12 protein-coding genes are annotated in these 14,672 nt (G+C 48.6%); all 12 read right to left on the bottom strand.

Annotated elements, in window-relative coordinates; genetic code table 11:
• Entirely contained in the window at positions 1–1,239 is a 1,239-nt protein-coding gene (locus FND36_04860; protein QDW73433.1) for a homoserine dehydrogenase, read from the bottom strand.
• A 12-nt stretch (positions 1,240–1,251) separates the two neighbouring features.
• A protein-coding gene (locus FND36_04855) for a peptide chain release factor 2 (GenBank protein ID QDW73432.1) occupies positions 1,252–2,359 on the bottom strand; the annotation gives its coding sequence in 2 pieces (ribosomal slippage) (positions 1,252–2,283 and positions 2,285–2,359; 1,107 coding nt in all).
• Between the two features lie 36 nt (positions 2,360–2,395).
• Positions 2,396–4,960: a preprotein translocase subunit SecA gene (gene secA, locus FND36_04850; GenBank protein ID QDW73431.1), complete on the bottom strand. Its 2,565-nt coding sequence runs from the start codon at positions 4,958–4,960 to the stop codon at positions 2,396–2,398.
• A 280-nt stretch (positions 4,961–5,240) separates the two neighbouring features.
• Positions 5,241–5,576, bottom strand: coding sequence for a DUF3784 domain-containing protein (locus FND36_04845; protein QDW73430.1), 336 nt, complete (start codon positions 5,574–5,576; stop codon positions 5,241–5,243).
• Positions 5,577–5,657: 81 nt separating this feature from the next.
• On the bottom strand, positions 5,658–6,188 hold the full coding sequence (locus FND36_04840) for a hypothetical protein (protein ID QDW73429.1): 531 nt from the start codon (positions 6,186–6,188) through the stop codon (positions 5,658–5,660).
• Between the two features lie 187 nt (positions 6,189–6,375).
• Positions 6,376–7,536 carry a pyridoxal phosphate-dependent aminotransferase gene (locus FND36_04835; GenBank protein QDW73428.1) on the bottom strand — a complete coding sequence of 387 codons (1,161 nt, stop codon included), beginning with the start codon at positions 7,534–7,536 and terminating at the stop codon, positions 6,376–6,378.
• 109 nt (positions 7,537–7,645) lie between these two features.
• Positions 7,646–9,016 carry a helix-turn-helix transcriptional regulator gene (locus FND36_04830; protein QDW73427.1) on the bottom strand — a complete coding sequence of 457 codons (1,371 nt, stop codon included), beginning with the start codon at positions 9,014–9,016 and terminating at the stop codon, positions 7,646–7,648.
• Positions 9,017–9,040: 24 nt separating this feature from the next.
• A complete protein-coding gene (gene hisA, locus FND36_04825) occupies positions 9,041–9,829 on the bottom strand; it encodes a phosphoribosylformimino-5-aminoimidazole carboxamide ribotide isomerase (GenBank protein ID QDW73426.1) in 789 nt (262 codons plus the stop codon).
• A gap of 15 nt (positions 9,830–9,844) precedes the next feature.
• Entirely contained in the window at positions 9,845–11,077 is a 1,233-nt protein-coding gene (locus tag FND36_04820) for a phenylacetate--CoA ligase (GenBank protein QDW73425.1), read from the bottom strand.
• Positions 11,074–11,676 (bottom strand): pyruvate ferredoxin oxidoreductase, encoded by a 603-nt coding sequence (locus FND36_04815; GenBank protein ID QDW73424.1) that lies wholly within the window; start codon positions 11,674–11,676, stop codon positions 11,074–11,076. Before FND36_04815 ends, FND36_04820 begins: the two co-directional genes overlap by 4 nt.
• Positions 11,669–13,504: an indolepyruvate ferredoxin oxidoreductase subunit alpha gene (gene iorA / locus FND36_04810; GenBank protein QDW73423.1), complete on the bottom strand. Its 1,836-nt coding sequence runs from the start codon at positions 13,502–13,504 to the stop codon at positions 11,669–11,671. The genes FND36_04815 and iorA overlap by 8 nt, the downstream gene beginning before the upstream one ends.
• A 131-nt stretch (positions 13,505–13,635) precedes the next feature.
• Complete coding sequence (locus tag FND36_04805) at positions 13,636–14,601, bottom strand: hypothetical protein (protein ID QDW73422.1); 966 nt, start codon at positions 14,599–14,601, stop codon at positions 13,636–13,638.
• Positions 14,602–14,672 lie beyond the last annotated feature (71 nt).

Below are 14,672 nucleotides of genomic sequence, written 5' to 3'. Positions count from 1 at the left end.
CTATTCTCCCGTTCCTTCCAGATCCTCAATCCGGATCATATGCAGGATCTGATCTTTATAACGCTTCGCGCGGGTGTCATAATCCCCTTCCATCATGACATGGGTGGTAAATCCAAATTCTCCTTCCAGACCAGGTACCCGGACGATCTGGATATCCCCAAAGGAATATTGCAGATCTGAAAGCATTTCATCCGGATCTCCCTTCATACGGATAAAGAATCTTCTCTTGGCATCTGCCTTGTCCTCGATCTGGAGCTTTTCCTGCTTCCACATTGTCATCACATTCCGGTGCAGATTCTTAGCCGCTTCCACCACATCGGATACTACGGCGCTGGCTGTCGGAAGTTTTCCCGCGCCGCTTCCATAGAACATCGCGTCTCCAAGAACATTTCCATGTACAAAGATCGCGTTGAATACGCCATTCACATTATAGAGGGGATGTTCCGGATAAAGCAGGCACGGCGCTACGATGGCGTGGAGTCTTCCTCCCTGACGCTTGCTGGAAGCCAGAAGCTTGATGGTCATCCCCATCTCTTTTGCGTACTTCATATCTTCTACCGTGATCTGGGTGATGCCCTCACAGTATATATCCTCGAAATCCACCTGCTGTCCGGAGATCAAAGAAGAGAGGATGGCGATCTTCCGGCAGGCGTCATATCCTTCTACGTCCGCCTCCGGGCTTCTCTCAGCGTAGCCGTTTGCCTGAGCTTCTTTCAGGACGGTGTCATAATCCGCCCCTTCGTAGAACATCTTGGTCAGCATATAGTTGGTGGTCCCATTTAAGATACCGGTGATCTCTTCGATCTCATCCGCCGTCAGGGAAGAATTCAGCGGGCGGATGATGGGAATCCCGCCTCCCACACTGGCCTCAAACAGGAAGTTGATATTTTTCTCTCTGGCAATGGACAGCAGCTCCGCGCCATGCTTCGCCACCAGCGCTTTATTGGAAGTGGCCACACATTTGCCCGCCAAAAGACAGCGCTTCACAAAGGTATACGCAGGCTCGATCCCTCCCATAACTTCTACCACGATCTGAACCTCGTCATCATTGATGATGGTCTCAAAATCATGAATGATCTTCTCCTGCACCGGATTCCCCGGGAAATCCTTTAGGTCAAGCACATATTTAATGTTCAGCTCCTCGCCGATTCTCTGGTTGATCCGTTTCCCATTGGTATCGATCACTTCCACCACGCCGGAACCAACGGTTCCATAACCCATTACCGCTATGTTTATCATACTTTCCTCCCTTTAACTGTTCACTGTTTCCTTCAGATACGCATTGATGAACATGTCAATGCCCCCATCCAGAACGGCGTTTACATTGCCGCTCTCTACATTTGTCCGGTGATCCTTCACCAATGTATATGGCTGCATCACGTAGGACCGGATCTGATTTCCAAATCCGATCTCTTTTATCTCTCCGCGGATATCAGATACTTTCTCCGCCTGCTCCTGCTCCTTCATCATTTTCAGCTTTACCTTCAGCATCTGCATTGCTTTTTCCTTATTATGATGCTGAGACCGTTCATTCTGGCACTGTACCACGATCCCTGTTGGGAGATGGGTGATACGGATCGCCGATGAAGTCTTGTTTACATGCTGGCCGCCCGCGCCGCTGGCCCGGTAGGTATCGATCTTCAGATCGTCATCCGCGATCTCAATATCAATATCGTCTTCAATATCAGGAACCACATCGCAGGAAGCGAAAGACGTCTGCCGCTTTCCCGCGGCGTTGAATGGGGAAATCCTCACCAGACGGTGCACTCCCTTCTCAGACTTCAGATATCCGTAAGCGTTTTCGCCGTCCACCTGAAAGGTTACTCCCTTGATGCCGGCGATATCCCCGTCCAGAAAATCCAGCACCTGGATCGAGAATCCTTTTCTCTCAGCCCACCGGGTATACATCCGGTATAACATTCCGGCCCAGTCGCAGGACTCAGTCCCGCCCGCTCCCGCATGGATCGTTACGATAGCGCTGCAGCCGTCATACTCTCCGGAGAGCAGGGTCTGTGTCCTCAAGTTTTCAAATTGTTCTTCAAACTGCCCGATTTCTTCTTGGATCTCCTTCGCCATAGAGCCATCGTTTTCCTCATATGCCATTTCGATCAAGACCATGATATCTTCCCGGCTTTGGCCCAGTTCCCTCATTCTCTTTACCAGTTCCTGAAGGCTCTTTAATTCTTTCATCACCTTCTGGGACTGCTCCGGGTCATCCCAGAATCCCGGCTCTTCTATTTTTCTCTCCAGTTCTTCGATCCGCTTTTCCTTGCCAGAGACGTCAAAGTGAATCCCTCATTTCGGCAAGAGGTTCTTCGTAAGCGTTCATCAGACTCTTATACTGATCTAACTCGACCATCTTGTCACCTCATTTCGTTCTATCATTTATTACTTTTTATTTGCGTCCGCAGCACTGTTTGTATTTCTTGCCGCTTCCGCAGGGACATGGATCATTTGGATAAATCTTCTTCTCCGCCCGTTTCTTTGGCGCTTTGGCTGCAGAGTCATCCTTATTGGTTCCCGTTACTTTGGCCACCTGTTCTCTTTCTACCTTCTGTTCGATCCTTACATGGAACAATGTGCGCACAGTATCCTCTGTAATGCTCTTTGTCATCTCGCCGAACATATCGTATCCCAGCATCTTGTACTCGACTTTCGGATCTCTCTGGCCGTAAGCCTGCAGGCCGATTCCCTGTCTGAGCTGATCCATATCATCGATATGAGCCATCCATCTTGCGTCAATGACTTTCAGAAGGACTACCCGCTCTACTTCTCTCAAATGTTCCGGCTCTGGGAACTCTGCTTCTTTTGCTTCATAAGCCTTTGCGGCCCGTTCCTTCAGAAGATGCTTCAGTTCTTTCTGGCTCATGTCCTTCACATCTTCTTCACTGATAAAGGGCATAGGGATCGTCTTGTGTATCGTCATGTTCAATTCTGTCAGATCCCAGTCCTCGCTGTCCTGATCTGAGGATATCATCATATCCACCGTATTCTCGATATAGTCATTGATCATGTGGAAGATAGAATCCCGCATATTCTCTCCATCCAGAACCCGGCGTCTCTCTTCGTAAATGATCTCTCTTTGCTCATTCATTACCTGATCGTACTCCAACAGGTTCTTACGGATGCCAAAGTTATTGCTCTCGATCTTCTGCTGCGCCTTCTCAATGGCGCTGGACAGCATCTTATGCTCGATCTGCTCCCCTTCTTCCACACCCAGCGTATTGAAGATGCTCATCAGACGCTCTGAGCCGAACAGACGCATAAGGTCATCCTCCAGAGAAATGTAGAATCTGGACTCTCCCGGATCTCCCTGACGTCCGGAACGTCCTCTGAGCTGGTTATCGATCCGACGGGACTCATGCCGTTCTGTACCAATGATCTTCAGTCCTCCGGCCGCTCTTGCCTCATCGTCCAGCTTGATATCCGTACCACGTCCAGCCATATTTGTAGCGATCGTTACCGCATCGTGCACGCCTGCCTGGGCAACGATCTCCGCTTCCATCTCATGGAACTTCGCGTTCAGTACGTTATGCTTGATTCCGCGCCGCTTTAACATTCCGCTTAAAAGTTCTGAATTCTCAATGGTAATGGTACCTACCAACACTGGCTGGTGGTTTGCGTGCGCATCTTCAATGGCATCGCACACCGCCTTAAACTTCTCTTTCTGGGTCTTGTATACCGCATCTTCCAAATCCTTACGGATCACCGGTACATTGGTCGGAATCTCTACTACGTCCATGCCGTAGATTTCACGGAATTCCTTTTCTTCCGTCAGGGCCGTACCTGTCATACCTGCTTTTTTCGCAAATTTATTAAAAAGATTCTGGAAGGTGATCGTAGCGAGAGTCTTGCTCTCCCGCTTTACCTTTACATGCTCTTTTGCCTCGATCGCCTGATGGAGACCGTCGGAATAACGCCGTCCCGGCATGATACGCCCGGTAAATTCATCTACGATCAGCACCTCGTCGTCCTTCACTACATAGTCCTGATCCCTGAACATCAGATTATGAGCCCGCAGCGCAAGAATAATATTGTGCTGGATCTCCAGGTTCTCCGGGTCTGCCAAGTTGTCGATATGGAAGAATTTCTCTACTTTCTTCACACCGTCTTCGGTCAGATTGATATTTTTCTCTTTCTCATTGACAATGAAATCTCCGGTCTCTTCGATCTCTTCGCCCATGATGGCGTTCATCTTGGAAAACTCTCCGCTGGCCTCTCCGCGTTCCAGCTGCCGGGCCAGGATATCGCAGGCCTCATAGAGTTTAGTAGATTTGCCGCTCTGTCCGGATATGATAAGAGGAGTTCTGGCTTCATCGATCAATACAGAGTCCACTTCATCGATGATGGCGTATTTCAGCCCTCTCTGCACCAGCTGCTCCTTATAGATCACCATGTTGTCTCTCAGATAGTCGAATCCAAGCTCATTGTTCGTCACATAAGTAATATCGCAATTATAAGCGGCACGGCGCTCATCACTGTCCATGCCGTTTAGGACTACTCCCACAGTCAGGCCCAGGAATTCATGAACCTGCCCCATCCACTGGGCGTCACGTTTCGCCAGATAGTCATTGACCGTTACAATATGGACGCCTTCGCCGGTCAGCGCATTTAAATAAGCAGGCAGTGTAGAAACAAGCGTCTTTCCTTCACCTGTCTTCATCTCTGCGATACGTCCCTGATGAAGGATGATACCGCCCACCAGCTGAACCCGGTAGTGCTTCATTCCAAGAGTCCTGGACGCCGCCTCCCGAACAACCGCAAAAGCTTCCGGAAGAATATCATCCAGAGACTCTCCATCCGAAAGCCTTTTCTTAAATTCTCTAGTCTTTTCCTTAAGTTCGCCATCTGAGAGAGACTGCATTTCAGGTTCCATCGCCTCGATCGTATCTACGATAGGATAGATCCTTTTCAGTTCATTCTCACTATGCGTTCCAAAAATTTTCTCTATTAAACCCATGCTAGACATAAACTCCTTGTCATAAATTTAATCATTTTCCATTCTAGCACTAACTACCCCTCAATTCAAGCCGTTTACAAAGTGTTTACAATTCCACTCTTCCAACTCCGCCAAGCAGGGTGCCACGAGTAAACTCATGCTTGCATGAAGTTTCGAGTGGTATTCTGTTTGAGTGGCGCGCCTTCCTATGAGCAAAATCCCGGCATTTCTGCCGGGGCAAGCGTCGCAGACGCGGATTTTGCGAATGGCGCGGCGGAGTTGGCGCCTCGGCTCTGGGCACCTACCGCTTTTTACAAACCGTATTCCCAAGGATCATCAGCACCAAAACGTCAAGAACAATGATCCCCACCGCTATGTAGGCAAACCAGGCAGGCAGCTGGTCTTCTAACACTCCCATGACCAAGAGAAGAATGGTAATGACCGCCATTCCGCCTCCATATACCCTGCATAGCTTTTTCGCGTTATACTTTGCCTTCTCTTCCTTTGAAGCCGTATTGTATCCCGCGATCAGCCCGCTTCCGCGTCCAGACAGCAGGATGATGGAGATAAGGGCAAATAAAGCTGCCGCCGCCCATATGATCCAGTCGGGACCGTTAGACATATCCGATAATTTCATAAGCGTTTCCTTCCCCTTTATTCAACTAGGATTTATTATCTCGTTTATCCTTGATACACAATATATTTTACAGGAAATGATTCAAACACCGGCTTTCGATTTTTTCTTTGATTTGTGAAATACAATAATAGAAATGATCACATCCGCGCAAAAAACAAATTGAAGAATACTGTAAAGAACCATTTCACCTGCTGATATAGCCTCATTATCGTAACTGCGTTTAACAGCAGATATACCAATTAAACCGCTTAATATAATAGACATCACATCTAAAACCATCAGAATAACGGAAATCGCAAATGTAAAAATTGTAAGCATACATACAATTCCAAATATAAAAATAAAAAGGTATGCTGGAATTGAAATTGTTTTAATCAACAAATTTACTCGGCACAATTCAACGAAATCCCATTTTCTTATCAAACTGGCCGCGCAAGTCGAAACCGCGCAAACGAAAGCCACTGCCCAAATGATAACTAATAGGATCAGACAGAGATAAGCATTGTTTTGAAAAATATTTTCCATTAGAAAACCGCTGAAAATACAGTACAGTACAAACGCAACGGCATACGGAAACAGTACTATACTTAACGTTGGCACAAACTTTTTCATTAAATTTGCTCCCTTCTTACATACACGTTCTCTTTTCTTAACTGGCAGATATCTTTTAACGTTGTTATTTTTGCTTAGATTATAGCACTTTTTATCTTATGGAGAAGCAAAAATAAAAAAGAAACGGAGCAGACCGCCAAGGCGCAATGCCCTGCGTTCCCAACTCCGTTTCCTTCTATAATCCTGTCTAGCGTTTGTCTATCTCTTTCAATGCCCTCAGCACTTCTTCTAAATCTTTTTGCGGCGGCACCCGGAATCTAACACTATTCTTCCCTATTCCGTCAAATTCCATCCCAGAGATCGCTTTGATCCCATATTCCGCAAGACAGCCGGCCAGATCCACATTCGTTTCTTTGTGACTCAACAACATGATCGGCACGTTTTTCCCTGTTGCAGAAATACTCAGATTCTCCCAGGTTTCCTCAAGGAAAACCTTTTTCAATTTTCCAGCCTCTTCATTTACCCTCTTCAGAAAGTCTGTGTCTCTCAGCGCTTTGACTGCCAACAGGCGGGACAATATTCCCACTTTATATCCATCCGTCACTTTTGAAACTGCCCGGCTCAACTGTCCGCCGCTTGTGATCATATAGCCGATTCTCATTCCTGCCAGTCCAAATCCTTTAGAAAAGGTGCGCAGGACAGCCACATTCTCAAATCGATCCAGCAGGTTGGCCGCAGAATTCTCCTTAGACATATAATCTCCATATGCTTCATCGACAATGACACCTATCCCATATTCCGCCGCCTTATCTACAATCTTCCGGATTTGTTCCAATGGAATGACCTGTCCCGTAGGATTGTTGGGATTATCAAGAAATACCATCTTATATCCACCATTTAGTTTCTCCAAAAATCTGCCGCAGTCAAACGCATAATTCTGTTTCTCTTCCAGCAGTATCCCATCGTATTTTGCGCCGCTTAGCTTAATCTCGCCTTCCGCCGCGTTAAAAGTGGGAATATTTCCAAGTACCAGATCTCCTCTTTCCAGGAACACGCGACACGCGATACGGATTCCATCCATAGAACCTTCTATGAAAAAGATATTCTCCTCATCTATCGCTGCGCACTCCTTCCAATAATGGACGATTTCTTCTTTTAATCCCGGCGTATGAGGATAGGTCCGGATGTATTCCAGGTCCAGATTTTCAATCGCTGACATCCAGCAAGGGGGAATCTGCATAATATTAATCCCTTCGCCGCAGTCAATCGACAGAGATGATGCTTGTGAAGGGTCATCATCAATATACATTGTCTTATCCTGAGATTTAATAAAATCATTTATCTTTATATCCATTCCGCATTTCTCCCTTCTCAACCTCCACCACCAGTTCCTAATTAAAGCATACATGGAGCGCCTGTTCCCGGCAACTGAACCTGTCTGAATTCTGTCACAGGAAAAACAAATGGACCTGAATTCATGAAATTCATGTATCCAAGTCCATATCTAAGATTCTTGATTATTCTATTTTCCTTTCTATAGATACCGCAAAAAGTTCTTCCCCAGTTATTCTGCTGCAAAAAGACTGTTTCAGCATATTCTCAAAAAACCGCTTAAAAGCCTCCCTCATTCTGGGGTCCATAGAAATGTGAAAATTATCAATGGATGCATTTTTGGCAGTCTCAAGATACAGCAAATGTGTATCGATAAAAATTGAGGGACACCATCGGAATTCTTCTCCTAATTGCACCGTATCCCGAATCAGCCAGACACGCAATTGCGGATTTGCTTCCATAATCTTAGCCAAATGCCGCAAATGACTGTCCACCTGGTCTTTTGTCAGCTTCTGTTCTACATTCCCCACGCTGATACGTCCATCAGACAGATACTGGCCAAGTCTTGAAGCATACAGCACCAGGTCAATCTGAGATCTGCAAGTCCATTTAGAAAAAATGTTCTTCATTTTTATCAAGTGATCCATATAATCTTTTGACTCTGCGCGTTTGATCAAAGAATCCATGATCTCATCCGGGAAAAGTATAGACGGCGGTTCATTGAAAAACAGCCACTGCCTTTGATCCGAATATGTCTCTATCTGCGCATTCGTCCGCTTTAAACTCTCCGGCTTCGCCGGATCCAGCAGCTTCTCCCCATTTTCTAAAACCTGTGTGACAATCTGCGCAAACCGTTCTGTCATATCGGTTTCCAATGAATAAACCGCCATAAAATGACTGTCTTTTTTCCATAATATCTGCGCGCAGAACAGACCGTCAATGACCAAGATCTGAGGCGCGCCCGGTTCCAAAGCCACAACCGACATTTCTACATATTCTAGTGAATCAATCGTATGCAGGATATTCCCCGTATAAAAACGGCCCCATTCCTCCTGGCTTAATAATTCTGGATCCAGCGCCAGTCTTAACTCCACTTTTCTCACACCCGTATCATGAAGTTCCCGGATCAGATACCTGAATTCACTGCCAAACAACCCAAAGAGATCAAAGGCTGCCATAATAGAAATCTCCCGCCTGTCACTGCCTCCTGTCCGCAGCAGCACATCTTTCACCATTTGGCACAATTGCTTGGAGTCATTGATCATTGCCAATTGGCCGCTGCTGTACGCCTGAAAATTCAGATAGCTGCTATCCTTGTCATAGGCCCTTTTCAACTCATCAAAAAAGGAATCCTCTTGCTTTTCCGACTGTTCTGTAAAAAAATCAGAAACCTTTTGTATGATCTGTTGTGCATTGCGGGAAGAAGGCAGCTTGCTCCCACTGACCCATTTACTAATATATGTGGCATCATACCCAAGAGCCTCCGCCAGTTGGCTTTCTTTTAACCCCAGTTTTTCCATCTGTGCCCGAAGCGCTGTCCCAAACTGGTTTTTCATAAGACGCCTCCTTTCTCCTATCCGCTAACACTCTCCAGAACTTCCCCGATATCCTTTCACCCGATCATAAGGCAGGTTCCCTCCAAAGAGATCCAGGGCGCTTCCCACGGTAAAGTCCAGTCTTCCTCCCGTGATCTGAAAGAAACGTTCCAAGTCCTCCATACTGCCGATACCTCCGGCATAGGTCACCGGAACCGCGGACCAGTTTCCAAGGAGAGCGGCCAGTTCTTCATCCACGCCAGCCGCCTTCCCCTCCACGTCTACTCCATGGACCAGGAACTCATCACAACATTGGCTGATCTTATCCAAAATGCTTTCTTCCAATTTTACTTCTGTAAATTTCTGCCAGCGGTCCGTTACGATATAGTAAGCTCCGTCCTTTTTCCGGCAGCTTACGTCCACCACAATATGTTTTTTTCCAACAGACTGTTTTAGCTTTTCCAAATTCTCCCAATAGATCTGACCATTCTGGAAAATATACGAAGTCACGATCACATGGCTGGCCCCGGCGCTTAGGTATTCCCCGGCGTTTTCCGCGGTGATCCCTCCGCCGATCTGCAGACCTCCGGGATAAGCCTTGAGGGCATTCAGGGCCTGGCGCTTTGTTTCTGGATAATACTCAGAAGACGCCGGATTTAAAAGGATCACGTGGCCGCCTAAGAGACCGTCTTTCTGATAAAGCTTTGCGTAATACTCCGCTCCCTGCTCTGTGGCAAAATTCTCCTGGGCCTGGTTCCCTTCGTCCGTAAGGCTGCCGCCTACGATCTGCTTTACTTTTCCATTGTGGATATCAATACACGGGCGAAATCTCATGTCTGTGTTCCTTTCCTAGTACCGGTTATCAAAGATGCGTGTGGATTTCTTCTCGCTGCGGGGCAGATCCCCGATGGCCACTGGTTTTACGTTGGTCATGATCCCGATCTTGCTCTTAAATTCCTGCTGGATCACTCTGGCGGCCGCCTTTGGGTCTGCTCCTTTGTTGATCTCTACAAACAGTGTGCACACATCCTTGCCGTTCATATGATCCAGCATGAACTGATACTCACTGGACGCCTCTTCCACTCCTTTTAACATCTCTTCGATCTGGCTTGGGAAGATATTCACGCCTTTGACTTTCACCATGTCGTCGGTCCGTCCGATCAGCGTATCGATCCTGGGGAATCTGGACCCGCATGGACAGTCTCCCGGAATAAATCTGGTCAGGTCATGGGTACGGTAACGGATCAGCGGCGCTCCCTGCTTGCGCAGCGTAGTGATCACCAATTCTCCGATCTCTCCATCCGGCACATTTTCCCCGGTCTTAGGATCTACGATCTCAAAGTATACATAGTCGTCCCAGTAATGCATGCCGCATTCATAATCGCAGCTCATGGCGATGCCTGGGCCGTACACTTCCGTCAGTCCATAAATATCATAAAGCTGGACGCCAAGCTCCGCGGCGATTCTTTTTCTCATCTTCTCGCCCCAGCGTTCCGAACCGATCACGCCTTTTTTCAGATAGATTTTATCCGTCAGGTTCCGCTTTGCGATCTCTTCCGCAAGAAGAAGGGCGTAAGAAGAAGTAGCGCAAAGCACTGTCGCCTTCAGGTCCTGCATCATCCGAAGCTGTTTATCCGTATTCCCCGGCCCCATTGGGATTGTCATCGCCCCCAGATGTTCCGCGCCAAGCTGGAATCCGATCCCGGCAGTCCACAGTCCATACCCCGGCGTGATCTGGATCCGGTCCAGAGCCGTGATCCCGGCCATCTCATAACAGCGGGCAAACATTTTCGCCCAGTCGTCCACATCTTTCTGCGTATAAGGGATGATCACCGGAGTTCCCGTAGTCCCGGAAGACGAATGGATCCGCACGATCTCTTCGTCCGGCTCTGCCTGGAGCCCCAGCGGGTACGCTTCTCTGAGATCTCCTTTCCAGGTAAACGGCAGTTTCTCAAAATCTTCCTGACTCTGGATAGAATCCATATCAATGTCTTTGAATTTTTCTTTATAAAAGCAAGGCTTCGATGTCAGTACCTTCAAATTTGCTTTGATCAGTCGAAACTGTAATTCTGTCATTTTCATCGGCTGGGCCTCCCTTCCTTTTCCACCTTGGCGCCAAGGGCCAGGGCCTTCAAGTTCATATCCACATAAGACGGTTTTACTTTTCTCCGGATCTGCGTCTCAAGATCCCCCGGCGTCAGATCCAAAGCTTTGCTGGCCGCGGCCGCCCCAAGAAGAGCGACGTTGAGCACCTTCGGAGATCCTGCCTGAGCGCACAGCGCTTCTCCGTCTGCCACATATAGGCGGAGATTCTGTCTGCTTAAGAATTCCAGCATCTCCGGTCCCTGATATCCGTCCTGGCTCAGAGTGGAAGCCGCTGATTTCACAGCCTTCCGGTTCACGACCACTACGCCGCCTTCCCTCAGATAAACCAGGTTCCGCACTGCTTCCGCAGGCTCAAAAGCCAGAAGTATATCTGCTTTTCCTTTGGGGATCATAGGTGAGTGGACCGCCTCGCCCATACGCACGTGGCTGACCACGCTTCCTCCTCTCTGAGACATTCCGATGGTCTCCGTGGTCCGCACCTGAAGTCCTTTCTCCATAGCCGCATAGGCGATCAGCTTTGAGGCCAGGATCACTCCCTGCCCCCCCACGCCGCACAGCAGACAATTCTTATTCATGTGCCCCCACCTCCTTTATGGCGTTAAAATGGCAGATCTGAGTACACAGCCCGCAGCCAAAGCACAGGGACGGCTCGATATGGGCTTTCCCGTCTTCTGCTGAGATCGCCGGGCACCCGATCTCCCGAATGCATTGACGGCAGAAGGTACATGTCTCTTCCTCCACCTGATACTGCTTCTTGGGTTTTGTTACCGCGATGCAGGGAGACCGAAAGATCACCGCACGGACTCCCCGCACATCCAGCACCTGCTTGACCGCGTTCTCCGCCGCTTCCAGATCCAGCGGATCCGCCTCCACGATCTTGGCCGCGCCAATGCCTTCCAGAATCTTCCGGATACTGATCTTCTCCACGATCTCTCCCATCATAGTCCTGCCCGTTCCCGGATGGGGCTGGTGGCCGGTCATAGCCGTCGTGGAATTGTCCAGAATGATCAGTACAATATCCGTCTGATTATAAACCGCGTTTACCACTCCCGTAATTCCAGACGCGAAAAACGTAGAATCTCCAATGAATGCAAAGTTTACCGCATCTGGTTCTATGATATGCAGGCCCTGGGCAATGGTAACGTCCGCTCCCATACAAAGACAGGTATCTACCATATCCAAAGGTTTAGCGTTCCCCAGCGTATAACATCCGATATCCCCGCTGTAAACCGCTTTTCTCCCTTTTACCGCCCGTTTTACCGCATAGAAGGACGCCCTGTGGGGACAGCCCGCGCACAATACCGGAGGACGGATCGGAAGCGCGGGCTGTTCCGTCTCCTTTCCGGCACTTTCTTCAGTTTCCGCAAGTTCCGGATATTCCGGCAGAAAAGCAGCCAAATCCGCTTTCACGCTCTCCACACTGTTCCCGCCCGCATTCTGGGTATCATGGGTCAGCTTCCCTTTGATCGTAACCGGAAGATGATACTTTCCGGCGATACAAAGCAATTCTTTTTCAATTATAGGATCTAATTCTTCCAGGACCAACACTTCCGACAGCCCTTTTAGGAATTCAACCACCAGCTCTTCCGGAAATGGATGGGGCGTGCCAATCTTCAGAAGAGGCACCTCTTCCGGCAGAGACTCTTTCACATAGGCATAGGAAACGCCTCCCGCGGCGATGCCCTTTCGCGGCACACCGTCTGCGCCTTTTATGCCGCCTTCTATATGATTGAAACGACATTTAGAAAACTGGCGGGAAAGCTCTTCATTTCTTGCCTCTATCTTCTTATGGTTTTGATAAGAAAGTCTGGGAAAGATCACCCAACGCCCGGCGTCTTTGACAAATCCTCTTGGCGCGGACTTCCAAGATTCTTCTTTTACTTCAATAGAAGCGCAGCCATGACAGACTCGCGTGGTAGGACGCAGGATTACCGGTGTATGGTATGCTTCTGAATACCGGAACGCTTCTTCTACCATTTCATACGCTTCCTCTGGAGAAACGGGGTCAAAGACCGGAAGCTTAGAAAACGCCCCAAACCTTCTTGTATCCTGCTCTGTCTGGGAAGAAATCGGTCCCGGATCATCCGCCGCGACGATCACCATTCCGCCTTCCACTCCAATATAAGCCAGACTCATCACCGGATCGCTTGCCACATTAAGTCCCACCTGCTTCATGGTCACAAGTGTTCTGGCTCCCGCATAGGATGCTCCCGCCGCCACCTCAAGAGCCGCCTTCTCATTGACAGACCATTCTACATGGATGCGCTTCTCCTTATTATAGTTTGCCACCGTCTCCAGGATTTCTGTGGAAGGCGTCCCCGGATACCCCGCCGCCAGGCTGATGCCCGCGTGGACAGCCCCCAGACCGATGGCCTCATTTCCCATCAGTAATTCTCTTGCCATATTATGTATCTCCTTTTTAGTTCTTTCCTTTGAACTATTGCCGGCGCGTCCTTTTTGAGCCGGCGCTTATTGGTACAGTATACCACAATCCCCAAAGCAAGGGAAGAGCGGGAATCCAGCGAAGGGCCGAATCATTCCCACACGCCCGTAATCCCAGTATAGATCAGATTTCCCCCAAATCCCAGCAGAGAGACCGCAAAGACCAGACAGACCAGGAATACAAAACCAAAGATCGCGGCGGTAAAAATATCCAGACCAGTTGGCCTTTGATAAAAATCTCCAGTCCTTTTCTCACGGTAGATCGTATCATACTCTCCCAGCTGGTAATCTCCTTTTATCATTATATTGTTGGAATACCACTTCCTCCATTCTCCTTGGCTGCAGTATAAGAATACTGGATAATCATGTTCTTCATGTTCCGGTTCTGTCCGACAGACCATCCCCGCAAACTTGGCCTCTACCGCTTCCAGCGCGCCTCTGGACTCCTGGAACTTCCACCACAGCAGGAAAAAAATCGGGGAAAAGCATGCGGGAACAATTTTCCTTCCGCACTGGAAGCCCGCCAGAAGAGACAGGCACCCCGCGGATATGCGCAGAGCCCTTCCCGCGTAAGATGGACCGATCACACCATCCGCCGTCAGTTCAGCGGCAGTCCCTCCTCCAGCCTCCACAAAGCAAAAAGCCATACATAAGAAAAAGAAAGCCGCTAAAAGCTGCCAAATCCAATTTGCCCGCACGTCTTTTCGCAGGATCCACCGGTCTGTATCCGGGACATAGAAAACCGGCATCCGCTTCCCGCAGCTTTGCGGAGTCTCCAGAAGACCTTGATATTTCTTCTTCTTCCTGACCATACGGCCGTCACAGAAAAACTGCAGCGTCACCTCTGTACAAGAATCTTCATTGGCGATCACTTCTTCTCCCTTCCATGCCTCCTGATGTTCGATCCCTACAATTTCCGCCGTAAGCCTGCGCGCGCCAAACCATGCTTTTGCTTTCCAAAGCCCCCGCGCCGCCAGACAAAGAAACAAGACACCAGCCAGTAAACTTACGATCATAATTCCATTCACAGCATTTCCTCCATTCCAGGTTCTCTTCACCAGACCGATCCCCCTTCTTTTATTATGAAGTCCTTATCCTTTATTCTCCACCGCTTCTTTGTAAAATCCAC

It is taken from the genome of Lachnospiraceae bacterium KGMB03038 (assembly GCA_007361935.1).
Lineage (GTDB): Bacteria > Bacillota > Clostridia > Lachnospirales > Lachnospiraceae > Massilistercora.
The sequence above is the reverse complement of the archived record's forward strand: the minus strand, read 5'-3'. Positions and strand labels throughout refer to the sequence as shown.